The organism is Nonomuraea ceibae, from assembly GCF_019396325.1.
GTDB lineage: Bacteria > Actinomycetota > Actinomycetes > Streptosporangiales > Streptosporangiaceae > Nonomuraea > Nonomuraea ceibae.
The window spans coordinates 38,499-60,851 of record NZ_JAHKRO010000001.1; the positions used below are offsets into that span (position 1 = coordinate 38,499).

A 22,353-nucleotide genomic window follows, 5' to 3' on the forward strand; every position below is an offset into this window, starting at 1 on the left:
TTCATGTCCAAGTCGGCAGTTCTCGTTGTGGTTGACGTTCAAAACGGGTTCATTCGTGAGGCGTCGGCTCATGTGGTGCCCGTGATTGCGGACCTCGTCCAGCGCTGGCAGGCGACCGGTGGCGATGTGGTGTTCACGCGTTATCTGAACTATTCGGGCAGCAACTTCGAGAAACTTTTCGGTTGGTCCAAGCTTATGGACTCTCCGGAAACTGACATCGCGCAGGAGCTTGTGCCATATGCGGAAAAGGCGACGGCGGTCATAGACAAGACCATCTATAGCTTGTTCAGTGCGGAAGGTGCCAAGCTCGTACGTGAGCATGGTTGGACGGACCTATACGTATGTGGGATTGCCACTGAAAGCTGTGTGCTCAAGACAGTGGTGGACGCGTTTGAGCTGGATTTGACGCCGTGGCTCATTGAGGACGCGTCCGCTAGCCATGCCGGCCAGGTCGCTCATGACGCGGGGCTGCTCGTGACAGCCCGGTTCATTGGTCCCAAGCAGATCATCAGATCGGCGGACATCCCGACCGCAGTGCTTCCCGCCATGGCGTGATTTCCCCATCCGGCGGGCGAGTCGGCGCCGGATCGTACAGCCAAGAAGTACAGCAACCGGAGCGTACTTAGCTGTACTTCTGCGGACGTCAGCGGACTGTCTGTGGTGGCGCCTACAGCTCCGTCCGGACGCTGGCCGATCTCGGGCAAATGGTGCATCATAGGGGCGCTAGCTGGGCTGATCTCAGCTTTCCAATCAAGCCAACGCGGGAGCTCGGGGCGTACCGGGCTGAGAGGGCGACCGAGGCCGTCGCCGACCGCATGAACCTGTCCGGGTAATGCCGGCGTAGGGAGCAGTGCGATGGCGCATGACGTCCGCGACGACGAAGTCCCTCTCACTCTTGAAGGGGCCGCCCCCAAAACCCTCGGAGTCCTCGACCAGGGAGCCCTCTGGGCCAACCTGGCCGTCAGCCTCCTGGGGTTCTCGGGCGCCCTGTTCCTGCTCGACCCGCTGGGCAACGCACCGCTCAGCCTGACCGCCGCGCTGGCCGCCGCCGTCGTCGGCAGCCTGATCGGCACCGCGATGGTCGGCCTGTCGGCCATCCCCGGGACCCAGACCGGCCAGCCCGCGATGGTGCTGCTGCGCGGGCTGTTCGGGGCCCGGCTCTCGTACGTGCCGACCGTGCTCAACATCATCCAGATGATCGGCTGGGGGGCGTTCGAGCTCTGGGTCATCGCCCAGGGCGCGATGGCCGTCTTCGGCGACACCGTCCCGTACGCGGTGTGGGTGATCGTCGCCGGGGTGCTGACCACGGCCCTGACGATCTGGCCGCTCGGCGCCATCAGGCTGCTGCGGCGCTACATCACGGCCCTGGTGATCGTGGCGCTGATCTGGTTCACGTTCCAGTTCCTGGGCGACGCGCCCCCGCAGAGCGGCGGGTCCTGGACCGCGTTCGCGCCGGCCGTCGACTACGTGATCGCGCTGTCGGTGTCGTGGGTGCCGCTGGCCGCCGACTTCGCCAGGCACTCGCGCTCCAGCCGGGCCGCCTTCACCGGCGTCGTCGGCGGCTACACGCTCGCCCAGGTCGCCTGCCTGGGGCTGGGCGTCTACGCGGTGGCGATCGCCGGGGCCGCCGCCGTGCAGAACGACAGCACCGCCGTGTTCGGGCCGTTCGTGGCCGTGCCGCTGGGCGCGATGTTCTTCGGCATCCTGGTGCTGCGCGAGGCCGACCAGTCGTTCGCGAACGTCTACTCGACCACCGTCTCGCTGCAGAACCTCATGCCCCGGGTGGACCGGCGGATCCTCAGCGTCGCCATCGGCGTGCTGACCGTCGCGATCGCGCTGGTGGTCGACGTGACCTCCTACGGCGCGTTCCTGGGCGTGATCGGCGCGGTGTTCGTGCCGATGTTCGCGGTGCTGGCCGTGGACTACTTCCTGCTCGGCGGCGCCACCCGGTGGAACACCGCCGAGGACGCGCCGGCCCGCTGGTCCATGCTGGCGCCGTGGGCGCTCGGCTTCGCCGCCTACTGGCTGACGACCTCCACGCCCACGGTGGAGCAGTGGGACGGCATCTGGGCCGCCGCGCGCGAGGCGATCGGCTTCGAGCGGCAGCCGTGGATGAACGGCGCGCTCGGCGCCGCCCTCGTGGCGGCCCTGGTGACGCTGGCGCTCGGCGCGATCAGGCGGCGCGGCGCTCGACGTTGAGCAGGTGGCGCTTGGCGGCTTCGCCCCCGGCGTAGTCGCCGAGCCCGCCGTCGTCACGCACCACCCGGTGGCACGGCACCACCACGCACACCGGGTTGGCGCTGAGCGCGTTGCCGACCGCGCGCAGGGCGCGCGGCCTGCCGATCAGCTCGCCGATGCTCTCCAGCGTCGTGGTCGTCCCGTACGGCACCGCCATCGTCTTTTGCAGCACCGTGCGCGCGAAGGGGGTGGCGAGGGCCAGGTCGACCGGCGTGGCGAAGGCCCGCAGCCGCCCCGAGAAGTAGGCGTCGAGCTCGCGGCGCACCGGGTCGAGCCGTCTCGGGTTGGGGGCGATGTGCCGGCCCACGTGGTTGGTGACGCGCTCGTACACGTCCTGCTCGTCCTCGAAGCTGCACGAGATGATGCCGCGGCCCGTCACCGCGATGATCATCCGCCCGACCGCGCCGTCGTACGTGCCGAACGCGACATCGGGCGGCCCGTCGCCTCGATAGGTGGCGGAGGTCACCCGCAACAGGGCGTCGATGTCGTCCGACATGCCTTCACCCCCTGTTGGAAACGCCGTGACCGCAGCGTATCGGACGGATCGCCCGACAAGGCCGCCACGCCGGGGGCACTATGGAGTCGTGGGGGACGAATGGGCTGGGAGTGACGATGACATAGCCCGTGCCGTGCTCGACAGCTCGCCCAACGCCGTCGTGGTCCTCGACCGGGACCAGACCGTCCTGGTCTGGAACGCCGCGGCCGAGCGGCTCTTCGGCCTGACGGCGGCCACGATGCTGGGCCGCCGGGCGCCGATCGTGCCGGACGAGCTGACCGCCGAGCACCATGCGGTGCTGGAGCGGGTGCGCACCGGCGGGCAGGTCTCGCTGCGCACCAAGCGCGTGCGCGGCGACGGCGAGGTGCTGGACGTCCGGGTCGACATCAGCGCGCTGCGCATCGGCAGCGCCGTCGCCGGTTACGTGTGCGTCCACCACCTGGTGCAGGCCGACGACGCGGCCAAGAACCGGATGGCCCGCCGCGCCCGGCTGGTGCGGCGGCTGACCGACGTGGTCGGCGACATCAACGCCGAGCTGGAGCTGCCCGCCGTGCTCGACCGGATCTCGGCCAGCCTGACCGAGCTCACCGGGGCCGACGCGGGCGGGTTCGTGCTCATCGAGGGCGACCGGCTGCGGCTGGTCAGCACCTACCAGCTTCCCGACGTGCCCAAGGGCACCACCACCGACCTGCACAACAGCCTCGTCGGCAAGCTGCTGCGCACCGGCAAGACCGTGCTGCTGGAGTCGGAGGGGCTCGACAGCCTGGTCTGGTCCAGCCTCAAGGGCCTGCACACGGTCGCGCTCGGCCTGGCGGCCGTCGGCGGGCGGCCGTACGGGGCGCTCTACGCGCTGTTCGCCCGGCGCAAGCCCGGCCACCTGGAGCTGGAGCTGCTGGAGCTGCTGGCCGGGCACGCCGGCATCGCCGTCGGCAACGCGGTCGCCTACCAGGAGGCGGTGCGGCAGCGGGCCCACGAGCGGGCGGTGTTCGACGCCAGCGCCGACGGCATCGCCGTGCTCGACCGCGAGGGGCGGGTGCTGCGCTGGAACCCGGCCGCCGCCCGGCTGACCGCCGTCCCGGCCGAGGAGGCCGTGGGGCAGCCGCCGCCGTTCCCGCAGCCCGCCCCGGGCGAGAAGCTGACGGTCCAGCTCGCCGACGGGCGCTGGCTGGACGTGGTGGGCGCGCGCATCCAGGAGACCGGCGAGCTGGTCGTCGACTTCCGCGACGTGACCGCGGCCAAGGAGCTGGAAGAGGCCAAGGACCTGTTCCTGGCCACGACCAGCCACGAGCTGCGCACCCCGATCACGATCGTGCGCGGCTTCGCCAGCACGCTCGACTCCCGCTGGGACAAGCTGAGCGACGCCGAGCGCCGCTCCGCCGTGCACACGATCGCCGAGCGGTCCAGGTCGCTCGGGCAGCTCATGGACCACCTGCTGCTGGGCGCGCGGGCCGGCGCGGAGGAGCAGGTGGTCAGGGACGAGCCGTTCGACCTGGCCGAGCGGGTGCGCGCGGCCACGCTGGGCTTACCCGTGCTGTCCGACAGCCACCGGGTCGAGGTGAGCGTCGCCGACGGGCTGCCGCTCGCGATGGGCGACGCGCTTGCCACCGACATCGTGCTCGCGCAACTGCTGGAGAACGCGTTCAAGTACTCGCCGAAGGGCGGCCTGATCAGCGTCTCCGCCCGGCCCGAGAACGGCGCGCTGGTCGTGGTCGTCGACGACGAGGGCGTGGGCATCGCGCCGGCCGACCGGGAGCGGATCTTCGAACGGTTCGTGCAGGTCGACAGCGGTGACCGAAGACGGTTCGGCGGGGTCGGCTTAGGCCTCTACATCGTGCGGAGCCTGGCCAGGGCCCAGGGCGGCGAGGTGAGCGCCCATCCGGGGCCCGGCGGCGGCACCCGTATGAGACTCGTGCTCAAGCGTGCATCCCCTATCGGATCCGACACACCGATGCGGTAACGAGGTGGTCACGGTTGAGCTGATCTATCGTCCGATGTGTACAAGCTGTGATCGAGATGCGGTTTCTGGGATTGAGTAACGGGGCATTTCGGTCGTACCGGGGAGTGTTCCCGCGGGGGGCACTGGGAGCGGGGAGGTGGGTGTGTCAAGCGTGGTGCTGCTGCCGTACGCGCCGTCCAGCGTCGCCGTTGCCCGCCAGCGTCTGAGCACCGACCTGCAGGATTGCGGGGTGTTCACCGCCGCGATCGACGACGCCGTCCTCGTGGTGAGCGAGCTGCTGAGCAACGCGTTGAGGCATGCGCATCCGCTGCCGTCGGGCATGGTGAAAGTGACCTGGCTGCGCAGCGACGATCACATCGAGGTCGCCGTGAGCGACGGGGGAGCGGCGACCGAGCCGCGGGCGGGCCGGCCGGCGCTGTCGTCGCTGGGCGGCCGTGGGCTGGGCATCGTCGAGTACGTCGCGGAGAGCTGGGGGGTTCGCCACGACGGCGACACGACCACGGTGTGGGCGATCCTGCCCGCGCCCACGGGGACCGTGAACAACGGGCAGGTGCACGCGCTCAGAGAGGCCGGGTAGCCAGCACCGCGCGCTCTCCGGCCGTCCAGGCCGTCGACACGAGCAGGTAGAGCCCGGCGGCCAGGGGAAGCACCGCCGCGGCCAGCAGCGAGCCGAACGGCAGCAGCGGCATGATCCGGCGCATGAGCTCCGGCTGCTCCTCGGTCATCATGGCCGTGGTCTTGTGTGACATCCACCACGCCACCAGCGCCATCAGAGTGATGACGAGTGTAAAGACCAAAACCGGCACGCTGAACAGACCGTAATTCACCGTTATCGCGGCCACGTGCTGCCCGAGCGGCGCGCCGAACAGGTCGTGCCCCGCCAGCGCGGTCGGATGCGTCGCCACCCGGTACATCAGCCACATGAACGGCAACTGCGCCAGCCCCGGCAGGATCCCGGCGAACGGCGACGTGCCCTCCTTGGCGTAGAGCGCGCGCGTCTCGCCGGCCAGCTTCGCCGGATCGCGCCCATAGCGCTTCTGGAGCGCCCGCAGCCTGGGCGCGAGCCGTTCCCTGACCCGGGCGCTACGCGCCTGCTTGACGGCCAGAGGCAGCAACAGCAGCCGCACCGCCAGCGTGAACAGCACGATCCCGAGCGCGGCGTGGCCGCCGGACATGCCGATGACGAACGTGACAAGTGAGTCGATCATGAGCCCTTCCCATGGGAGAGAACCTCAGGGCCCGGATGAGCCCCGCTTACCGGAAAGCGGGGCGCGCCGATGGCGCTCGCGGCCGGGGCCGCCCGGCCGCGTCGGGATCGCGCTGGCGCTGGAAAGCCGTGCGCCGCGCGTAGACCAGCGGAAACCCGGACGGCTCACCGCCGAGGACAGGCAGCAGCCTGGCGGCCCAGGAGGCCAGCAACAGGACCGCGACCATGGTCACGGCGATGAGCCACGGATCGAACAGGAAGAGCGTCACCGTGCCGACGAGGACTTACCGACCATCGTGACCACGATGAACACCAGCACGGCCACGACGCCGATGATGAGAGCGACCTTCAGAAGCCCCAGAACCATCGGGACGATGAAGTTGAACAACACGAAGAGCGCAAGCAGTGCGCCCAGCACGAGCATGATTACTCGACCCATGAGGCCACCGTACGTCCTGCCGGGACGATCTGCGACCCTTACGAACCGATGACGCGGGTGCCGCCCGATCAGGTCCGCGCCGTACCGTGCAGGGGTGAGCACCCGAATCCTGGTGGTCGAGGATGATCCGACCGTGTCCGAGGTGGTCGCCCGCTACCTGGAGCGCGACGGGCACGAGGTCGAGTGCGTCGGCGACGGCGCCGAGGCACTGCGCCGCGCGCTGGCCAGCCCGCCCGACCTGATGGTGCTCGACCTGATGCTGCCCAAGCTCGACGGCCTCCAGGTGTGCAGGAAGCTCAGGGAGCGCTGGCCCGTGCCCGTGATCATGCTGACCGCGCTCGGCGAGGAGATCGACCGCGTGGCCGGGCTGGAGACCGGCGCCGACGACTACGTGACCAAGCCGTTCAGCCCCCGCGAGCTGGCGCTGCGCGTCCAGTCGGTGCTGCGCCGCGCCCGCGGCGCCGCCGTCACGGCCGGCACCGGCGTGCTCCGCGACGGCGACCTGGTCGTGGACGTGGGCGCGCACGAGGTCCGGCTCGGCGGCGCGCCGGTGATGCTGACCGCCCGCGAGTTCGACCTGCTCGCCTACCTGATGCGCAACCCCCGCCAGGCGTTCAGCCGCTCGGCGCTGCTCGACCAGGTGTGGGGCTGGTCGTTCGGCGACTCCTCCACCGTGACCGTGCACGTCAGGCGGCTGCGCGAGAAGATCGAGCCGGATCCGACCGAACCGCGAAGGATCGTCACGGTCTGGGGGGTCGGCTACCGCTACGAGCCGCTGGCATGACCGGCGACCTCGGCATGATCGTCGCCGTCACCGCCGGGCTCGGGCTCCTGGTGGCCGGGCTCGGCCTGGCCGTGATGGGCCGCCTGCGCACCCGCTCGATCGGCGTGATGCTGGCTGTCGTCGTGGTGGTCGCGGTCGTGGCGACCCTGGCCGGCGTGGTGGCGATCACCATGCGCATGATCCTCGAAGGCCCGGCGCGCGACATCGTGCTCAGCGTCGTCGCGGTGGGCGGCCTGGTGGGGCTCGGAGTCGCGTTCGTGCTGGCCAGGCGGGTGGTGGGGGAGAGCAGGCGGCTCGTCGCCGCCGTCCGCGAGGTCCCGTTCAGCGCGCCGCGCGGGCTGCCCGCCGAGCTCCAGACGATCGCCACCACCCTGGAGGAGGCGTACGCGCGCGAACGCGCCCTGGAGGGAGCCAGGCGCGAGCTCGTCGCCTGGGTCAGCCACGACCTGCGCACCCCGCTGGCCGGGATGCGCGCCATGGCCGAGGCGCTGGAGGACGGCGTGGTGTCCGATCCCGCGACCGTCGGCCGCTATCACGCCCAGATCCGGCTGGAGGTGGACCGGCTGTCGGCCATGGTCGACGACCTGTTCGAGCTGTCCAGGATCCACGCCGGGGCGCTGCGGCTGTCGCGCAGCGGGATCGGGCTGGCGGACCTGGTCGCCGACACGCTCGCCGGGGCCGAGCCGCTGGCCCGCGCCAAGGGCGTGCGGCTGACGGCCGAGGCGGGCGCGGCGCCGCCGGTCACGGCCGACGCCGGAGCCCTCGGCCGGGCGCTGCTCAACCTGGTGGCGAACGCGATCAGGCACACGCCGCCGGGGCGCGACGTCGTGCTGCGCGCCGGGCTCGACGACGGGCTGGCCTGCCTGTCGGTCTCCGACTGCTGTGGCGGGATCCCCGCAGAGGACCTGCCGCGGGTGTTCGACGTGGCGTTCAGGGGCGAGGCGGCGCGGACGCCGACCGCCGACGGCGGGGCCGGGCTCGGGCTGGCGATCGCCCGGGGCCTCGTCGAAGCGCACGACGGGACGATCGGCGTGGTCAACGAGGGGCCCGGGTGCCGGTTCGAGATCCGGCTCCCAGCGGGTTCGGCTACGGGTTCGGCTACGGCTGCGGCTGCGGCTTCGGTGGAGGGGGGAGGGCCCGCTCAGGGCGCCGTCAGGCGGGCTCCGTGAGGGGCCGGGGTGGGCGCCGTCAGGCCGACTCCGGGAGGGCGGACTCCGGAGGCGCGTTGAACGAGTCGGAAATAGCGCGGAATGTCGGGCAGGGCCAGCGCCACATGCAGCTCCGGCACCGCAGGATCGGATGCGCGGCGTCGCTGGTGATGCCCCCGGCGTCGCGCGGCTGGTGCAGGTCGAGCAGCCGGAGCCCCAGCTCCGAGAACCTCAGCAGGTCCTCCCGGGCGCCCGCCAGGAAGTCGAGGTCCACGCCCGCCAACCGGGTGCGGACCGGCACGTACCCCTCATGGTTGACCAGGCCGCGCAGGCGAGCGGCCTCGTCGTGCCACGAGGTGGCCTTCTCGGAGCGGATGAGGATGGCCTCCAGGTGTTCGCGGAGCCTCTGACGCTGCGGATCTTCGAGTCGGTCTGTGTTCATGGACGATCGGGCCCGCGGGTTCCAGCCCAGCCCCTCCTCCTGTGTGAAGTGGGGCCGTCGCCGGACCCCAAGGTTTCGCACCGTCAAGTTTCGCGTACTCTCCGTCGCCGTGGAGCCCAAACGGCGACTCTCGTACGACCTCGCGGCCGGCGGTCAAAGTCTCTCGCGAGCCTCGGCCAAGAACCCGTCGTTTCCCGGCGTCGCTCCATACCGGTCGTCGCCCTATCGGCGTGACAACGTGACCCGGGGCGCTCGCGCCGCTAGCCTGCCCATGTGGAGCTCAAGGTCTCGACTCGATCACATGCCGGCCACGCACTCGTCGTGATCGCCGGTGAAATCGACCTCTATACGGCACCCCACCTGCAGTCGGAGTTCACGCGACTGCTGCAGGAGGGGCCCAGCCGCGTGGTCATCGACATGTCCGCCGTGGATTTCTGCGACTCCACGGGGATGAACGTGCTGCTTTCGGCGCTCAAACGGATGAAGGAGCAGGGAGGCGCGCTCGACGTCGCCGCCCCGCGCCCCGCCGTGCGCAAGATCCTGCAGGTCACCGGGCTCGACTCGGTGTTCACCGTGCATGACGAGGTGCCGCAGGAGTTCCTCATCGCCGAGGGCTCATGACGGCCGACACGGCGGTGGTCGTCCCGGCCAAGAACGAGGCCGACCGCATCGGTCTCACCGTCGAGGCGGCGCTCGGCCTGCCCGGCGTCGACCTCGTCGTGGTCGTCGACGACGGCTCGACCGACCCGACGGGCCGGGTGGCGCGCGCGGCGGGGGCCAGGGTGGTCCGCCACAGCCGCAACCGCGGCAAGGCCGCCGCGATGGAGACGGGCGCCGAAGCCGTCCGGCTCCTCGACGGCGAGATCCCGCGCCACCTGCTGTTCCTCGACGCCGACCTGGCCGGCACCGCGCAGGCCGCGGCCCCGTTAATCGAACCCGTGCGCACCGGCGAGGCCGACATGACCATCGCGGTCTTCGCCACCAGGGTCAAGCTCGCCGGCCACGGCATCGTCGTCCGCGTCTCCCGCGACGGCATCCGCCGCGCGACCGGCTTCGAGGCCACCCAGCCGCTCAACGGGCAGCGCTGCCTCACCCGCGATGCCTTCGAGGCGGCCCGGCCGCTGGCGCACGGCTTCGGCGTGGAGACCGCGCTGACCATCGACCTGCTGCGCAAGGGCTTCCGCGTCCGCGAGGTGGAGGTGGAGATGGCCCACCGGGCGACCGGTTCCGACTGGCGGGCGCAGCTCCACCGGGCCCGGCAACTGCGTGACGTGGCGCTGGCCCTGGCCAGCCGCGAGCCGGTGGTCGCCGACAACCTCGCCAAGCTGCGGCGCTGACCGTCCCCGTCACGTTTTCCACAGGCTGGAGATCGGCGTCCGGGCGGGCGCGGCGAGTGTGCTGGAATTTGCGGGTGACTTCCGAGACCCGGAGTGCCGGGGCCGCCGCCGCGCCGGCCGCCACGCCGGTGGCCGTCCTGGCCACGGCGGCGATCGTCGCGTCGATCCTGCTGACGATCACCATCGGTCTTCTCGGCCCGTCCGCCCTGGTGCCCGCGCTGACCGGCGCGGCCTGGCATCCGCCGTTCTCGCTGTCCGCCGCGCCCGATCCGCACCTGGTCGTCGCGATGGCCGCCGCCGCGCTCGTCCTGGGCGCCGCCGGGCTGCTCGCCGGGCTGAGCGTCCTGCCCTCGCGCGGGGGCGTCGCCCGTCCTCTCGTCGCCCGCCGTCTCGTGGCGCTCGGCTGCGTGGCCGCCGGGGTGCTGGCGTTCCTGCCGCCGTCCGGCTCCGGTGACCATCTCAACTACGCCGCCTACGGGCGCATGCTCACGCTCGGCCTGAGCCCCTACTCCCACGGCGCGACCGACCTGCCCGGCGACCCGATCGCCGACGCGGTCGAGGAGCCGTGGCGGGAGGAGCCCAGCGTCTACGGGCCCGTCGCCACGTTCGTGCAGGCCCTGGCGAGCTTGGTGGGCGGCGACTCCCTGCGCCTCACGATCTTCGTTCTCGCGCTGGTCAACGCCGCCGCCTTCGTCGCGACCGGGCTCCTGATCGACCGCTTCACCCGGCACGACCCGGCCAGGCGCGTGCGCGCCGCGCTGCTGTGGACGGCCAACCCGCTGCTGCTCTACCAGCTCGTCGCGGGCATGCACGTCGACACGCTGGCCATCGCCTGCGTGGTGGCCGCCCTGCTGGCGAGCGGCCTGCCGTCCAGAGGAGGCGCCCTGGCCACCGGCGCGCTGCTGGGGCTGGGGGTCGCCGCCAAGGTCAACGTCGGCCTCGTGGCGCTCGGGCCCGCGTGGGAGATGCGGCGGCGGCCCGGCCGGCTGGCCCTCGTGGCCGGGATCGCGCTCGCGGTGGTGGTCGCCGGTTACGTCCTCGTCGGGGCCGAGGCCGTCGGGCCCGTGACCCGCACCAGCAAGTCGATCTCCCACGCCTCGCCGTGGAAGCTCGTCCAGGGCTGGCTGCAGGAGATCGTCGGCACCGGCAGCGCCTACCGGGGCGAGATCCAGATCGGCTCGCTGCTGCTGCTCGCGCTCATCGCCTGGTCGCTGTTCCGGGCGACCCGGGCGGCGCGCGGGCCCGCCGGCGAGAGCGCGGCGGTGGTGGCGCTGGTGCTGGTCGTCGCCTACCTGTTCGCCTCGCCCTACGTGCTGCCCTGGTACGACGGGCTGGCGTTCGGGGTGCTGGCCCTGGTCGCCGCGTCCACGCTCGACCGGTTCCTCGTCGCCCACCTGCTCGTGCTGTCGCTGGCCTACCTGCCGGCCCGGGTCTACGTGCTGCCCGACGACCTCGAATGGCTCAGGAGCGTCGTGCGCGGCCAGGTGACGCCGTGGGCGCTGCTGGCCCTGACGGCGGCCCTGCTGTGGTGGGCGCGGCGAGCTGCAAGGCCCTTACACACGCCGCGAGCGTGAGCGGCACCGCCACGGTCAGCGCCATGGCCGGGATGGCGATGCCCGAGTCGTTCATGAGGAAACCGATGAGCGCGCACGTCAGCGCGCCGAACAGCCCCGCACGCAGCGTGGGCGCCAGCGCGTACGCCTGGCCGAGCGCCGAGGCGCCCCACCGCGACGGCCGGTTCAGCACCAGGAAGAGGAAGGCCAGCGCGACCAGCGACAGGAGGGTCAGCGACCAGTTCCCCACCGTGACGCCCACCATCGCCCCGAACTTGCGGGCCACCACGGTCAACGCCTGACCGTCGATGATCTGCTGGACGAACGTGCCCAGATGCGTCCGCTGGCTGTCCGGGCGCAGCCAGTCGAACACCGCGATCGCGCCGATCAGCACCGCTCCGGCCAGGCCCACCAGCAGCAGCTTCACGACCGACACCCGGCGTCCCGACAGGAGGATGAGAAACACCGCCAGCCCCACCACGAACGCCGGCACCCCGCCGAAGTCGGCGCCCCACGACGGCCACCCGTCGGCGAACACCGCCAGCCCGCCGTACGCCGCGCACACCGCCATCACCACGACCCGCGGCGTCCCCCGGCCGTTCAGCCACTGCGCCACTCCGGCCAGGGCCAGGATCGTGCCCGTCGCGTAGATGGCGAACGCGATGTTGCTGAAGCCGTAGAAGCGGCCGCCGGTGACGGGCTCGTAGCCGGACACCGCGTTCACCTGGAGGGTGGAGCCGGTCATCACGTCCACCAGCATCGCCACCGACGTCACGGCCGCCACCACGGTCAGCGGGCCCAGCACGTGCGCCCGCCACGGGCCCGCGAACGCCAGACCGGTGATCAGGGCGGCGGTGGCCAGGATGGTGCCGATCAGCGCCGTCATCGGCGCCCCCAGGCTCCACCACGGGACCAGCTGGGCCAGGAACGTCGACACGGCGATGGCGCCACTCACGACGGACACCACCTGCACGGCCACCAGCAACCGTGAGGCACTGGCCACATCGATCCCCCCGGCCGCCCGGAGCCCACTGCCGGTGGCGTGGGCCGACCGCCCGCCCAGGGGCGCTCCCGGAGACGCCTGGCGGCCTGCGCCCCCGGCCTCTTCGGCTGGAGCTGGGTGGTCTGCGCCCCCGGCCTCTTCGGCATGGGCTGGGTGGTCTGCGGTTCCGGCCTCGTCGCCCTGGGCCAGGGGGCCTGCGGTCCCGGCCTCGTCGCCCGGGGGCAGGGGGACTGCGGTCCCGGTCTCTCTTACGTGGGCCGGCTGGTCTGCGGTGCCGAGTTCTTCGGTCCGGGCCTGGTCGGTCTGTGGGGTGGGGTGTCCGGCTTGTGTGGGGTGGCCCTCGAGGTTGGGGGTGCGGCGGCGGCGTAGGGCCAGGGCGGCGAAGGCGTAGAAGAGGAGCTGCACGGCGACGAAGACGGCGAAGAAGGGGCCGCGGACCTCGCGGAGGACCTGGCTGGCCAGGTCGGCGTCCGCCAGGCCGGTGACCGTTTCGGCCGGGGTGGCCGCGGCGCCGTTCGGTTGCCAGGGGCGGCCGACGACCTGGCGCGGGTGTTCGGCGCCGGTGAGCTGGATGGCTGTGGCCGTCAGGTCGGAGATGGTGACGAGGGCGTCCTGGCGGGTGGAGGTGGCGGTGAGGTGGCCGGGTCCGTACGGCCGGCCGGTGGGCGAGGGACCGGCGGCGATGGCGACGTGCAGGTGGGCGCTGGGGGTGACGTCCGAGATGCCCGCGACGAGGGTGGTGAAGCCGGGCGGGAGGGTGGCGAGGAACGCGCCGATCCGGGCGTCGGCCTTGGCCACGGCGGCGTGGCGGGTGGCGGCGGGCATGGCCGTGGGGACGCCGTACTGGTCGAGGGGGCGGTGGGACCAGGCGTCGGCGAGTTCGGGGGCGTCGAGGACGATCAGGGTGTAGGCGGACGGGTCCGGGAGGGCCTCGGGGGTGTCGGCGTATCGGGTGATATTTCCCGCCTTGTCGGCGGCGGCGAGGGCGGCTCCCGGCCCGATCGCGGCCGTCCTGCCCCCGGCGTCGGCCACGGACTGGCCGAGGGTGCCGAGTTGGGCGGCGTACCCGGTGTCGGCCTGGTGGGCGGACAGCTCGGCCCAGCCGGGGACCGTCGCGCCGCCGTCCGCGGTGGGCCGGGGGGCGGGGGTGGGCGGGCAGCCCTTGCCGGGGGTGCCCGCGCGCTGGCCCGCCGAGACGGTGAGCCAGCCGGCGACCGGGCAGGTGATGCCGCGGTCCGGGGGCGGGACGGCGCGGGTGGACATGGAGGCGGAGGCGCCCTGGGTGACGAGTTTCCACAGGTTGGGGGTGCGGGACTCGTCGAGGTCGCTCCACTCCAGGCCGGGGACGCCGATGAGCGCCACCCGGCCGGGTGCGGTGGTGGCCGAGGCGGGTGCTGCCAGGACGGTGGTGAGCATGAGGGTGAGCAGCAGGGCGGCCAGTGCGCCGAGGGCCGGTCGCCGTGCGCCTTGTGCGCCACTTCGCCGTACCCGTTGCGCCGACCTCCGCCGTACCGCGTACTCGCCGCACCGGCGCAGGGAGAGGTCGCGCCCGTGCCCGGGGAGGTCGCTCCGGGCGTCGGGGAGACCGCGCCCGTGTCCAGGGAAGTCGCGCCCGTGCTCGCGGAGGTCGCTCCCGTGCTCGGGGAGGGCGCGCTGGCGGCCGGGGAGCCTGCGCTGGTGCTCGGGGAGACCGGGCAGGCGCCCGGGGAGGTTGTGCTGGCCTTCCGGGAGGTCGCGCCCGTGCTTGGGGAGGGGGGAGGGCGCGCGGAAGGTGGCTTGCGGCATGTGCGGAACCCCCGGTGTTGGCGCGCTCGGTGAACAACAGCCACGGTAACGTGCCACACCGTGACGAGTGTCGAGGCGCCGTGGCGGCGGCAGTGGTGGGCGTGGGCCGTGGCGGTGCTGGTCGTCGCGGCGGCTGTGACGCCGCTGGTGCAGCACTGGCTGACGAACCCGGACGACCAGCGCCTGGTGGACCTCGACGTCTACCGTACCGGCGGGCGGATGCTGCTCGACGGGCGTCCGGTCTACGACTATTTCACCCCGGCGCCGCAGTTGCTGCCGTTCACGTACCCGCCGGTGGCGGCGATGATGGCGGCGGGCCTCGCGGCGATGTCGTGGGAGACGGCGCAGTGGGCGTGGACGGCGGGGATCTTCGTCACGCTGGCCGTGGCGGTGGGGTTCGCGTTCCGGCGGGTGCTGGGCGGCAGGTATGCGCCGTGGGTGTTCGCGTTCCTGATGGTGGCGTGCACGTACCTGATGCCGATCCGCGACCAGGTGCGGTTCGGGCAGGTGGACATCCTGCTGGTGGCGCTGTGCCTGGCCGACTGCGTGGCGCGGCGGCCGTGGTGGCCGCGCGGGTTCCTGATCGGGGTGGCGACGGCGGTCAAGCTGACGCCGGGCGTCTTCCTGATCTATCTGCTGGTGACGCGGCAGTGGCGGACGCTGTTCATGGCGTCGTTCGTGACGGCGTTGCTGACGTTGCTGCCGTTCGCGGTGGTGCCGCAGGACGCGGTGGACTTCTGGTTCGGGGCGCTGCTCGACTCCGAGCGGCTGGGCGCGAACGCCGCCACGACGAACCAGTCGATGCGCGGCATGCTGATCCGCCTGTACATGCCGGACGCGCTGACGACGGTGATCTGGCTGGCGTTGGTGGCGGTGGTCGGGTGGTACGGGTTCCGCGCCGCGCGTGAGGCGTACCGGGCGGGTGACGGGGTGCGCGCGGTGGCGCTCGTGGGGCTGATGGCGGTGCTGCTGTCGCCGGTCGCCTGGATCCACCATCTGGCCTGGGTGGTCGTGGTGCTGGGGGCGATCGTGGGCGACGGGCGCGATCCGGTGCGGCTGAGGGTGGCCGCGGGGGTGTGGCTGTACTACGTGGTGCCGGTCCCGTGGTGGGGGGTGTCGCTGAAGGCGGCGGAGATACCGGTGGTCAGCCCGGTGCTCGGCAAGATCGTGCAGAACGGTTTCGGGCTGGGGGCGCTGGCCCTGGTGTGGCTGCTGGGCTGGTGGCTGCCGAAACGGCGTTCCGAAATACCCGACGCGGCTCGTCAACCTGCGGATACCCTGTGAGTATGCCCAGACTCGCGTATCTCGGACCGGAGGGGACCTTCACCGAGGAGGCCCTGCGGCTGCTGGAGCCAGGGGCCGAGCGCCTGCCGTGCGCCACCGTGCCTGCCGCGCTCAACGCGGTGCGGAGCGGCGAGGCAGACGGGGCCGTGGTGCCGCTGGAGAACTCCCTTGAGGGCGGCATCACGACGACGCTCGACGAGTTCGCTTGGGGCGAGCCGTTGCTGATCACCGCCGAGCTGCTGCTGCCGGTGCGGTTCTCGCTGCTGGCCAGGCCCGACACCGAGCTGGTGCACATCAAGCGCGTCTACACGCATCCGGCGGCGATCACGCAGTGCCGGGCGTTCGTGTCGCGCGAGCTGCCCGACGCGGTCGTGGTGTCCGCGCCGTCGACCGCCGCGGCGGCCCAGGAGGTGTCGCTGCCGGGCTCGCCGTACGACGCGGCCATCGCGGCGCGCATCGCGGGCGAGCACTACGGCCTGGTCGAGCTGGTGGGCGACATCGGCGACCGGTCCGACACCGTGACCAGGTTCGTCAGGGTGAGCAGGCCGGGCCCGCTGCCCGAGCCGACCGGCTCCGACCGCACGACGCTGGTGGCTTTCCTGGCCGACGACCATCCGGGCGCGCTGCTGGAGATGCTGACCGAGTTCTCGGTGCGCGGCGTCAACCTGAGCCGGATCGAGTCGCGGCCCACCGGCAACGGCATCGGCCGCTACTTCTTCCACTTCGACTTCGAGGGTCACGTGGCCGACGCGCGGGTGGGGGAGGCGATCTCCGGGCTGCACCGCATCTGCGGCGAGGTGCGCTTCCTGGGCAGTTATCCGCGCGCGGACGGGGTGGCGCCGCAGATCAAGCGGGGCACCGCCGACGCGGAGTTCGCCGAGGCGGCGGGCTGGCTGGCCCGCGTCCGCGCCGGCGAGGTCTAATCCGGGAGCGGGTGAGGGGCCCGCGCCGGTAGCCTTTCCTTGTGATTGACCTGCGTACCCTTCGTGAGGATCCCGACCGGCTACGGGCGTCGCAGCGTGCCCGCGGTGAGGACGACTCCGTCGTCGACACGCTGCTCGCGCTCGATGAGCGCCGCCGATCCGCGCTGACCTCGTTCGAGGCCATGCGCGCCGAGCAGAAGAGCATGGGCAAGTCGGTCTCCAAGGCGCAGGGCGAGGAGAAGGCCGCGCTGCTCCAGCGGGCCAAGGAGCTCGCCTCGCAGGTCAAGTCCGCCGAGGCCGAGGCCGAAAAGCTGGCCGGCGAGCTCGACGAGGTCCTGCAGACGGTGCCCAACATCGTCGAGGAGGCCGCCCCGCCCGGCGGCGAGGACGACTACGTCGTGCTGGAGACGCACGGCGAGCCCCGGGTGTTCGACTTCGAGCCGAAGGACCATCTGGAGCTGGGCGAGCGGCTCGACGCCATCGACATGGAGCGCGGCGCCAAGGTGTCCGGCTCGCGGTTCTTCTTCCTCAAGGGCGTGGGCGCCAGGCTGCAGCTCGGCCTGCTCAACATGGCGATGCAGCACGCGATCGAGCGCGGGTTCACGCCGATGATCACGCCGGTGCTGGTCAAGCCGGAGACGATGCAGGGCACCGGGTTCCACGTGGCCCACGACAAGGAGATCTACCGTCTGCCCGACGACGACCTCTACCTGGTCGGCACGTCGGAGGTGTCGCTGGCGGGCTACCACGCGCACGAGATCATCGGCGGTGACGAGCTGCCGCTGCGCTACGCGGGCTGGTCGTCGTGCTTCCGCCGCGAGGCGGGCTCCTACGGCAAGGACACCCGGGGCATCATCCGCGTCCACCAGTTCGACAAGGTCGAGATGTTCTCCTACGTGCGTCCCGAGGACGCCGCCGCCGAGCACCAGCGGCTGCTTGAGTACGAGAAGGAGATGCTCGCCAAGATCGAGGTGCCGTATCGGATCATCGACACGGCGGCCGGCGACCTCGGCATGTCGGCGGCGCGCAAGTTCGACTGCGAGGCGTGGATCCCCACGCAGGGCCGCTACCGCGAGCTGACCTCGACCTCCAACTGCACCGAGTTCCAGGCGCGCCGGCTCGCCGTCCGCTACCGGGACAAGGACGGCAAGCCGCAGCATCTGGCCACGCTCAACGGCACGCTGGCCACGACCCGCTGGATCGTCGCCATCCTGGAGAACCACCAGCAGGCCGACGGCTCGGTCGTGGTGCCCGCCGCGCTGCGCCCGTACGTGGGCCTCGACGTGCTGGAGCCCGCCAAGTAGCCACCCGACCGGCTGACGGCCCGCGCGGGCCGTCAGCCGCGTCCTGGGAGCGTGTACGCGTCCGGCCGCGGCTCGGGTGCCTCCAGCAGGGCGCGTCTGCGCAGCGTGACGAGCCCGGCGGCGGCGGCGCCGACGCCGAGCAGGGCGGCGGTCGCCAGGGCGAGGCCGTAGTCGTCCACCAGGCCCACGCTCCACGCCCTGAACGGCGCCGCCACGCCCACCCCGACCGCCACGCCCACCGCGACCGCCCGCGACAGGCCGCGCCGGCCGAGGTGCGCGTCGGTGATCAGCGAGGTGGCCACGATCACGGCAGTGAGCAGCAACGCGCCGCCGAGTACCGAGGCCATCACCGGCGCCGGGTTGTTGCTGATGAGCACGTGCCGCTCCATCTCGGACCACTCGTCGTACGGCCACGGCCCCAGCAGCACCAGGCCGGCGCCGCCGAGGATGACGACGGCCAGGGGGCGGGTGCGCCGCAGCGGCCGTACCACCTGAATGGCAAGCCCGGCCAGGGCCGCCAGGACGGCGGCCAGCACGGCGACCCGCATCTCGCCGGAGGCGTCGGCGGGCCGGCTCAGCGGGATCGCAGCGGCGTCCGACAGCTCGCCCTGGGGCGTGAGGCCGAGCCGCCGCCAGGCCCCGTCGGCGTCCTTCACGGCCACGCCGTCGCGGCCGTTGGCCACGACGACCACGTGCCCGTCGCCGTGTTCCTGGACGGCCAGCGACCTCGACACGATGGGAGCGCCGTCGGAGAGGGCGCGTTCCAGCATCTTGGCGCGCCCCGGCGACACCTCCCAGCCGGGGTCCCACGTCGCGCCGCCGTCGCCGGAGCGCATGACCTTCATTGCGCCCTCGACGATCTGGTAGCAGTGCTCGCGCAGGCAGGCGGCGCGTTGGCCGGGGCCGAGCTCCTGCCCGTCCCACGCGGGGCCGATCGGCGGCTCGTCGCCTTCCAGAGCGGCCGACGCCCTCTCGCTCTCCCAGTCCGTCCACGTACGCCCGCCGTCGGAGGACGCCAGCGGGCCCATGGACTCGCCCGCGACCACGATGGAGTCGCCGCGCACCACGACGACGTGGGCGGCCGGGGGACCGAGCGCCGCCGAGGTGGCGGTGACGGCGAGCACGGCCAGCGGCATGGTGGTGATCACGAGCCAGCGCCGCGGGACGGCCGTGAGGCTGCGCCGCCGGATCCACCACGCCAGACCGAGCGCCGGCAGTGCCAGAAGATCCGTGGGATCGGCCAGGACGCGCGACGGGCCCGCCACGGCTGTCCAGACATGGGAGGCGGCCTCAGCGCCCGTCTCCGTCGTTTTCACGAGCGTGAAGAGCACACCGGTCAGGACCGTGGCCGCCAGATCGGCGCGGCGGCACAGCAGGAGGGCCACCAGAGGCGGCGCGACCACCAGTCCGGCCACGTCGCTGAGCTTGCCCGTGACAGGGCTTGACCAGGCGTGTTTGAGCAGGTGGTCGTTGAGAAGCAGAACGAGTGCCGCGACGAGCGTCGCGGGGTGCGATAACCACGCATGCCTCATATATGGCTTGATGTCGCGAAAGGCCGCGTGGTTCGGCGGCGATGTGAATCGAGTCACATCCGTGATCAGCCCGGGATCGGCACGGGATCGGCCGGGGCTCAGTCCGGAATGCGAAAGGCCGAGGCCCGCTGGAAGCGAACCCCGGCCTGTCTCGCTGCTACAGGTCAGATGGCACGGACCTGGGAGGCCTGCGGCCCCTTCTGTCCCTGCGTGATCTCGAACTCGACCCGCTGGCCGTCTTCAAGGCTGCGGTAGCCGTTGCCGACGATCTCGGAGAAGTGCACGAACACGTCCGGCGCACCGCCGTCCGGGGCGATGAAGCCGAAGCCCTTCTCAGCGTTGAACCACTTGACGGTTCCCTGAGCCATAAAAGCTCTCCCTCAGGATGTGAATCTATGGGACCCACACCTCGTGGGTCCCGGTGTGTCGTACAGCAAGCACCCGGGGTGGCTCAGACAATGTCATGCTGGTTTTCACTACGGGATCAGCTAATACAACGCCTCCACATCTAACACCATTCTGGCGCGTTGGTGTTCCCGTCGGTAGGAAGATTTCTGGCCGGTCGCATCACCGGGCAAACTGGAACCTGTTATGTACAGCCTTCCCGCGCCGCGTCTAGTGGCCACCGACCTGGACGGCACTGCCCTGCGTACCGACGGAACCGTGTCTCCCCGCACGGCTGCCGCGTTCGCCAAGGTGGAGGATGCCGGAGCCATGCTCGTGTTCGTGACCGGGCGGCCGCCCCGCTGGATGGGCGGCGTGGCGGGCGCGTTGCGCCACCGTGGCCTGGCCATCTGCGCCAACGGCGCGCTGATCTACGATCTGCATACCGAACGGATAGTTGAATCTCACCTCATCGACGCGGAGGTGCTGGAGGAAGTCGTCGCTCAGCTTCGAGCGAACGTGCCCGAACTCGCCTTTTCGGTCGAGTATGAAGGCGGTTTTGCGCACGAGTCAGATTTCCCGCTCGGGAGCTGGGACCGCAAGGCCGTCCAGGGGCTCGACGCCGGCTGCGAGACGCTCACCGGGCGCCCCTGCGCCAAGCTGCTGGCTCTGCACCCCGAGATGGACCCCGACACCCTCCACGCGACCGTCCAGGGCCTCGTGGGCCATCTGGTGACCGCCACCCACTCCAGCGGCCGGAGCCTCATCGAGATGAGCGCCCACGGCGTCACCAAGGCCACGGCGCTGGCCACGCTCGCCGAGCGGCACGAGATCAAGGCGTCGGAGGTCGTGGCGTTCGGCGACATGCCGAACGACCTGCCCATGCTGAGCTGGGCAGGCACGTCCTACGCGGTCGCCAACGCGCACCCCGGCGTGCTGGCGGCGGTCGACCATGTGACCGAGGCCAACGACGACGACGGCGTCGCGCGGGTGCTGGAGGAGCTTTACAGGTAGGGGCCGGAGCCGTGCGGCCGCGGCTGGTCCTCACCCTGCGGCACGCCGGGCAGCGCCCTGCGCATCTGCTCCAGCTGAGCCCTGGCGGCCATCTGCTGCGCGAACAGCGTCGTCTGGATGCCGTGGAAGAGCCCTTCGAGCCACCCCACGAGCTGGGCGTGCGCGATGCGCAGCTCGGCGTCGCTGGGAACCGCGCCGTTGTCTTCGGTGAAGGGCAGCGACAGCCGCTCCAGCTCCTCGACCAGCTCCGGCGCCAGGCCGTCCTCGAGCTCCTTGATGGAGGACTCGTGGATCTCCTTCAGCCGCTTGCGGCTGGCCTCGTCGAGAGGGGCCGCGCGCACCTCCTCCAGGAGCTGCCTGATCATGCTGCCGATGCGCATCACCTTGGCGGGCTGCTCGACCAGGTTGGTGACCGACCGCTCTTCCTCGCCGTTATCGCCCTGACCTTGGAAGTCGGGGCCCACCACCACGATGTGGGGGGTGTTGTTGTCCTCAGCATTCATACGTCTCACCGTACTAGCAGGATCTTCCCGACGTGCTCCCCGGAATCGACCATTCGATGCGCCTCGGCGGCGTCGGACATCGGCAGCTCGGCGTACACGACAGGGCGCACGGCCCCGGCACTGACCAGCGGCCATACGTTGTCGACGACGCTGCGGACGATGGCGCCCTTCTCGTCGACGGGCCGGGAACGCAGCGTGGTGCCGTGGACCGAGGCGCGCTTCGCCAGCAGCGCGCCCAGGTCGAGCTCGGCCTTGCGGCCGCCCTGGAGGCCGATGACGACGAGCCGCCCGCCCGTACGCAGCGCCCGGATATTTCCGGACAGGTACTTGGCGCCCATGATGTCGAGAATCACATCCGCCTCGACCTTGTCCGCGAAGTCCTCCTCGCGGTAGTTGACCACCTCGTCGGCGCCCAGCTCCCTGACCCGCTCGGCCTTGGCCGCCGACCCCACCGTCGCCGCCACCCGCGCGCCCAGCGCCTTGGCGAGCTGCACCGCGAACGTGCCGATCCCACTCGCCCCGCCGTGCACCAGCAGCGTCTCGCCGCGTCGCAGCCGCGCCGTCATGAACACGTTCGACCACACCGTGCACGCCACCTCCGGCAGCCCGGCGGCCTCCACCAGCCGCACGCCCTGCGGCACCGGCATGACCTGCTGCCACGGCACGCTCACGCGCTCGGCGTAGCCGCCCCCGGCCAGCAGCGCGCACACCTCGTCGCCGGCCTTGAACTGCTCCACGTCCGCGCCGACCTCGGCCACCACGCCGGACACCTCAAGCCCCGGGTAGGCCGGCGCGCCGGGCGGCGGATCGTAGCGGCCCATGCGCTGGTGCACGTCCGCCCGGTTGACCGCGGAGGCCGTCACCTCGACGAGCACGTCGCCGCGCCCCGGCCGCGGATCCGGCACCTCACGCCATTCCAGCACCTCTGGCCCGCCGCTGCGGGTGATCTCGATGGCTCGCATGCGATCCACGGTAACGGGGCAGAGAAGTTGTGGGTTGGCGGCGTTACCCTCCACTCTT

23 protein-coding genes and 1 riboswitch are annotated in these 22,353 nt (G+C 71.7%); of the genes, 13 read left to right on the top strand and 10 right to left on the bottom strand.

Features of this window, described 5'->3' with window-relative positions:
• The first annotated feature begins 3 nt into the window (after positions 1–3).
• Positions 4–555, top strand: a complete 552-nt coding sequence (locus KME80_RS00250; protein ID WP_219498594.1) for a cysteine hydrolase family protein — start codon at positions 4–6, stop codon at positions 553–555.
• Positions 556–750: 195 nt separating this feature from the next.
• A riboswitch (TPP riboswitch) is annotated at positions 751–864 on the top strand.
• The gene (locus KME80_RS00255) at positions 856–2,199 is read left to right on the top strand and encodes a purine-cytosine permease family protein (RefSeq protein WP_219498596.1); all 1,344 of its coding nucleotides are present in this window, start codon (positions 856–858) and stop codon (positions 2,197–2,199) included. Its footprint overlaps the riboswitch before it by 9 nt.
• On the opposite strand, the gene KME80_RS00260 is transcribed toward KME80_RS00255, so the two are convergent.
• A complete protein-coding gene (locus KME80_RS00260; RefSeq protein WP_219498599.1) occupies positions 2,174–2,734 on the bottom strand; it encodes a methylated-DNA--[protein]-cysteine S-methyltransferase in 561 nt (186 codons plus the stop codon). The two genes, KME80_RS00255 and KME80_RS00260, sit on opposite strands and share 26 nt — an antisense overlap.
• Before the next feature lie 133 nt (positions 2,735–2,867).
• Between KME80_RS00260 and KME80_RS00265 the strand changes: the two genes are divergently transcribed.
• Both KME80_RS00265 and KME80_RS00270 read left to right on the top strand, forming a co-directional pair.
• Complete coding sequence (locus KME80_RS00265) at positions 2,868–4,691, top strand: ATP-binding protein (protein WP_308125556.1); 1,824 nt, start codon at positions 2,868–2,870, stop codon at positions 4,689–4,691.
• 142 nt (positions 4,692–4,833) lie between these two features.
• The gene (locus KME80_RS00270) at positions 4,834–5,268 is read left to right on the top strand and encodes an ATP-binding protein (RefSeq protein ID WP_308125557.1); all 435 of its coding nucleotides are present in this window, start codon (positions 4,834–4,836) and stop codon (positions 5,266–5,268) included.
• Here KME80_RS00270 and KME80_RS00275 read toward each other — a convergent pair.
• Genes KME80_RS00275 through KME80_RS00285 form a run of 3 tightly spaced genes read right to left on the bottom strand, consistent with a single transcriptional unit; the run spans position 5,252 to position 6,322 of the window.
• Positions 5,252–5,899, bottom strand: coding sequence for a YidC/Oxa1 family membrane protein insertase (locus KME80_RS00275; protein ID WP_219498608.1), 648 nt, complete (start codon positions 5,897–5,899; stop codon positions 5,252–5,254). The two genes, KME80_RS00270 and KME80_RS00275, sit on opposite strands and share 17 nt — an antisense overlap.
• 46 nt (positions 5,900–5,945) lie before the next feature.
• Entirely contained in the window at positions 5,946–6,167 is a 222-nt protein-coding gene (locus KME80_RS00280; RefSeq protein ID WP_219498612.1) for a DUF6412 domain-containing protein, read from the bottom strand.
• Positions 6,164–6,322 (bottom strand): hypothetical protein, encoded by a 159-nt coding sequence (locus KME80_RS00285; protein ID WP_219498614.1) that lies wholly within the window; start codon positions 6,320–6,322, stop codon positions 6,164–6,166. Before KME80_RS00285 ends, KME80_RS00280 begins: the two co-directional genes overlap by 4 nt.
• A 109-nt stretch (positions 6,323–6,431) precedes the next feature.
• Here KME80_RS00285 and KME80_RS00290 point away from each other — a divergent pair, with 109 nt between their 5' ends.
• The gene (locus KME80_RS00290; protein ID WP_219498615.1) at positions 6,432–7,121 is read left to right on the top strand and encodes a response regulator transcription factor; all 690 of its coding nucleotides are present in this window, start codon (positions 6,432–6,434) and stop codon (positions 7,119–7,121) included.
• Positions 7,118–8,290 carry a sensor histidine kinase gene (locus tag KME80_RS00295; protein WP_219498617.1) on the top strand — a complete coding sequence of 391 codons (1,173 nt, stop codon included), beginning with the start codon at positions 7,118–7,120 and terminating at the stop codon, positions 8,288–8,290. The genes KME80_RS00290 and KME80_RS00295 overlap by 4 nt, the downstream gene beginning before the upstream one ends.
• Before the next feature lie 19 nt (positions 8,291–8,309).
• Here KME80_RS00295 and KME80_RS00300 read toward each other — a convergent pair whose 3' ends face one another.
• Complete coding sequence (locus tag KME80_RS00300) at positions 8,310–8,711, bottom strand: hypothetical protein (protein WP_219498620.1); 402 nt, start codon at positions 8,709–8,711, stop codon at positions 8,310–8,312.
• A 273-nt stretch (positions 8,712–8,984) separates the two neighbouring features.
• On the opposite strand from KME80_RS00300, the gene KME80_RS00305 reads away from it, so the two are divergent.
• From KME80_RS00305 to KME80_RS00315, 3 genes are all read left to right on the top strand, one after another.
• Positions 8,985–9,332 carry an STAS domain-containing protein gene (locus KME80_RS00305; RefSeq protein WP_082309855.1) on the top strand — a complete coding sequence of 116 codons (348 nt, stop codon included), beginning with the start codon at positions 8,985–8,987 and terminating at the stop codon, positions 9,330–9,332.
• A complete protein-coding gene (locus KME80_RS00310) occupies positions 9,329–10,048 on the top strand; it encodes a glycosyltransferase family 2 protein (RefSeq protein WP_219498622.1) in 720 nt (239 codons plus the stop codon). The genes KME80_RS00305 and KME80_RS00310 overlap by 4 nt, the downstream gene beginning before the upstream one ends.
• Positions 10,049–10,122: 74 nt before the next feature.
• Entirely contained in the window at positions 10,123–11,622 is a 1,500-nt protein-coding gene (locus tag KME80_RS00315; protein WP_219498625.1) for an MptA/MptB family glycosyltransferase, read from the top strand.
• Here KME80_RS00315 and KME80_RS00320 read toward each other — a convergent pair.
• Positions 11,510–14,389, bottom strand: a complete 2,880-nt coding sequence (locus KME80_RS00320) for a hypothetical protein (RefSeq protein WP_246643585.1) — start codon at positions 14,387–14,389, stop codon at positions 11,510–11,512. The genes KME80_RS00315 and KME80_RS00320 overlap by 113 nt on opposite strands.
• A gap of 60 nt (positions 14,390–14,449) precedes the next feature.
• On the opposite strand from KME80_RS00320, the gene KME80_RS00325 reads away from it, so the two are divergent.
• From KME80_RS00325 to serS, 3 genes are read left to right on the top strand one after another with little or no spacing between them, the layout of a single operon-like run.
• Entirely contained in the window at positions 14,450–15,673 is a 1,224-nt protein-coding gene (locus KME80_RS00325) for a glycosyltransferase 87 family protein (protein ID WP_219498641.1), read from the top strand.
• Positions 15,674–15,675: 2 nt separating this feature from the next.
• On the top strand, positions 15,676–16,596 hold the full coding sequence (gene pheA / locus KME80_RS00330) for a prephenate dehydratase (RefSeq protein ID WP_219498644.1): 921 nt from the start codon (positions 15,676–15,678) through the stop codon (positions 16,594–16,596).
• A gap of 41 nt (positions 16,597–16,637) precedes the next feature.
• Positions 16,638–17,900, top strand: coding sequence for a serine--tRNA ligase (gene serS / locus KME80_RS00335; RefSeq protein WP_219498646.1), 1,263 nt, complete (start codon positions 16,638–16,640; stop codon positions 17,898–17,900).
• Between the two features lie 32 nt (positions 17,901–17,932).
• Here the strand turns inward: serS and KME80_RS00340 are convergent, their stop codons facing one another.
• Both KME80_RS00340 and KME80_RS00345 read right to left on the bottom strand, forming a co-directional pair.
• On the bottom strand, positions 17,933–19,315 hold the full coding sequence (locus tag KME80_RS00340) for a hypothetical protein (protein ID WP_219498649.1): 1,383 nt from the start codon (positions 19,313–19,315) through the stop codon (positions 17,933–17,935).
• A gap of 281 nt (positions 19,316–19,596) precedes the next feature.
• The gene (locus tag KME80_RS00345; RefSeq protein ID WP_043619750.1) at positions 19,597–19,800 is read right to left on the bottom strand and encodes a cold-shock protein; all 204 of its coding nucleotides are present in this window, start codon (positions 19,798–19,800) and stop codon (positions 19,597–19,599) included.
• Between the two features lie 223 nt (positions 19,801–20,023).
• Here KME80_RS00345 and KME80_RS00350 point away from each other — a divergent pair, with 223 nt between their 5' ends.
• On the top strand, positions 20,024–20,830 hold the full coding sequence (locus KME80_RS00350) for an HAD family hydrolase (protein WP_219498652.1): 807 nt from the start codon (positions 20,024–20,026) through the stop codon (positions 20,828–20,830).
• Here the strand turns inward: KME80_RS00350 and KME80_RS00355 are convergent.
• The gene (locus tag KME80_RS00355) at positions 20,821–21,333 is read right to left on the bottom strand and encodes a bacterial proteasome activator family protein (protein WP_219498654.1); all 513 of its coding nucleotides are present in this window, start codon (positions 21,331–21,333) and stop codon (positions 20,821–20,823) included. The two genes, KME80_RS00350 and KME80_RS00355, sit on opposite strands and share 10 nt — an antisense overlap.
• A gap of 5 nt (positions 21,334–21,338) precedes the next feature.
• Positions 21,339–22,295: an NAD(P)H-quinone oxidoreductase gene (locus tag KME80_RS00360; RefSeq protein WP_219498657.1), complete on the bottom strand. Its 957-nt coding sequence runs from the start codon at positions 22,293–22,295 to the stop codon at positions 21,339–21,341.
• Positions 22,296–22,353 lie beyond the last annotated feature (58 nt).

Excerpts from the sequence above, each read along its gene's own strand:
- pheA (WP_219498644.1), top strand. The coding sequence starts at position 15,676 with ATGCCCAGACTCGCGTATCTCGGACCGGAGGGGACCTTCACCGAGGAG.
- KME80_RS00310 (WP_219498622.1), top strand. The coding sequence starts at position 9,329 with ATGACGGCCGACACGGCGGTGGTCGTCCCGGCCAAGAACGAGGCCGAC.
- KME80_RS00250 (WP_219498594.1), top strand. The coding sequence starts at position 4 with ATGTCCAAGTCGGCAGTTCTCGTTGTGGTTGACGTTCAAAACGGGTTC.
- KME80_RS00255 (WP_219498596.1), top strand. The coding sequence starts at position 856 with ATGGCGCATGACGTCCGCGACGACGAAGTCCCTCTCACTCTTGAAGGG.
- KME80_RS00295 (WP_219498617.1), top strand. The coding sequence starts at position 7,118 with ATGACCGGCGACCTCGGCATGATCGTCGCCGTCACCGCCGGGCTCGGG.
- KME80_RS00260 (WP_219498599.1), bottom strand. The coding sequence starts at position 2,734 with ATGTCGGACGACATCGACGCCCTGTTGCGGGTGACCTCCGCCACCTAT.
- KME80_RS00345 (WP_043619750.1), bottom strand. The coding sequence starts at position 19,800 with ATGGCTCAGGGAACCGTCAAGTGGTTCAACGCTGAGAAGGGCTTCGGC.
- KME80_RS00285 (WP_219498614.1), bottom strand. The coding sequence starts at position 6,322 with ATGCTCGTGCTGGGCGCACTGCTTGCGCTCTTCGTGTTGTTCAACTTC.
- KME80_RS00355 (WP_219498654.1), bottom strand. The coding sequence starts at position 21,333 with ATGAATGCTGAGGACAACAACACCCCCCACATCGTGGTGGTGGGCCCC.
- KME80_RS00350 (WP_219498652.1), top strand. The coding sequence starts at position 20,024 with ATGTACAGCCTTCCCGCGCCGCGTCTAGTGGCCACCGACCTGGACGGC.
- KME80_RS00360 (WP_219498657.1), bottom strand. The coding sequence starts at position 22,295 with ATGCGAGCCATCGAGATCACCCGCAGCGGCGGGCCAGAGGTGCTGGAA.
- KME80_RS00275 (WP_219498608.1), bottom strand. The coding sequence starts at position 5,899 with ATGATCGACTCACTTGTCACGTTCGTCATCGGCATGTCCGGCGGCCAC.
- KME80_RS00320 (WP_246643585.1), bottom strand. The coding sequence starts at position 14,389 with ATGCCGCAAGCCACCTTCCGCGCGCCCTCCCCCCTCCCCAAGCACGGG.
- KME80_RS00300 (WP_219498620.1), bottom strand. The coding sequence starts at position 8,711 with ATGAACACAGACCGACTCGAAGATCCGCAGCGTCAGAGGCTCCGCGAA.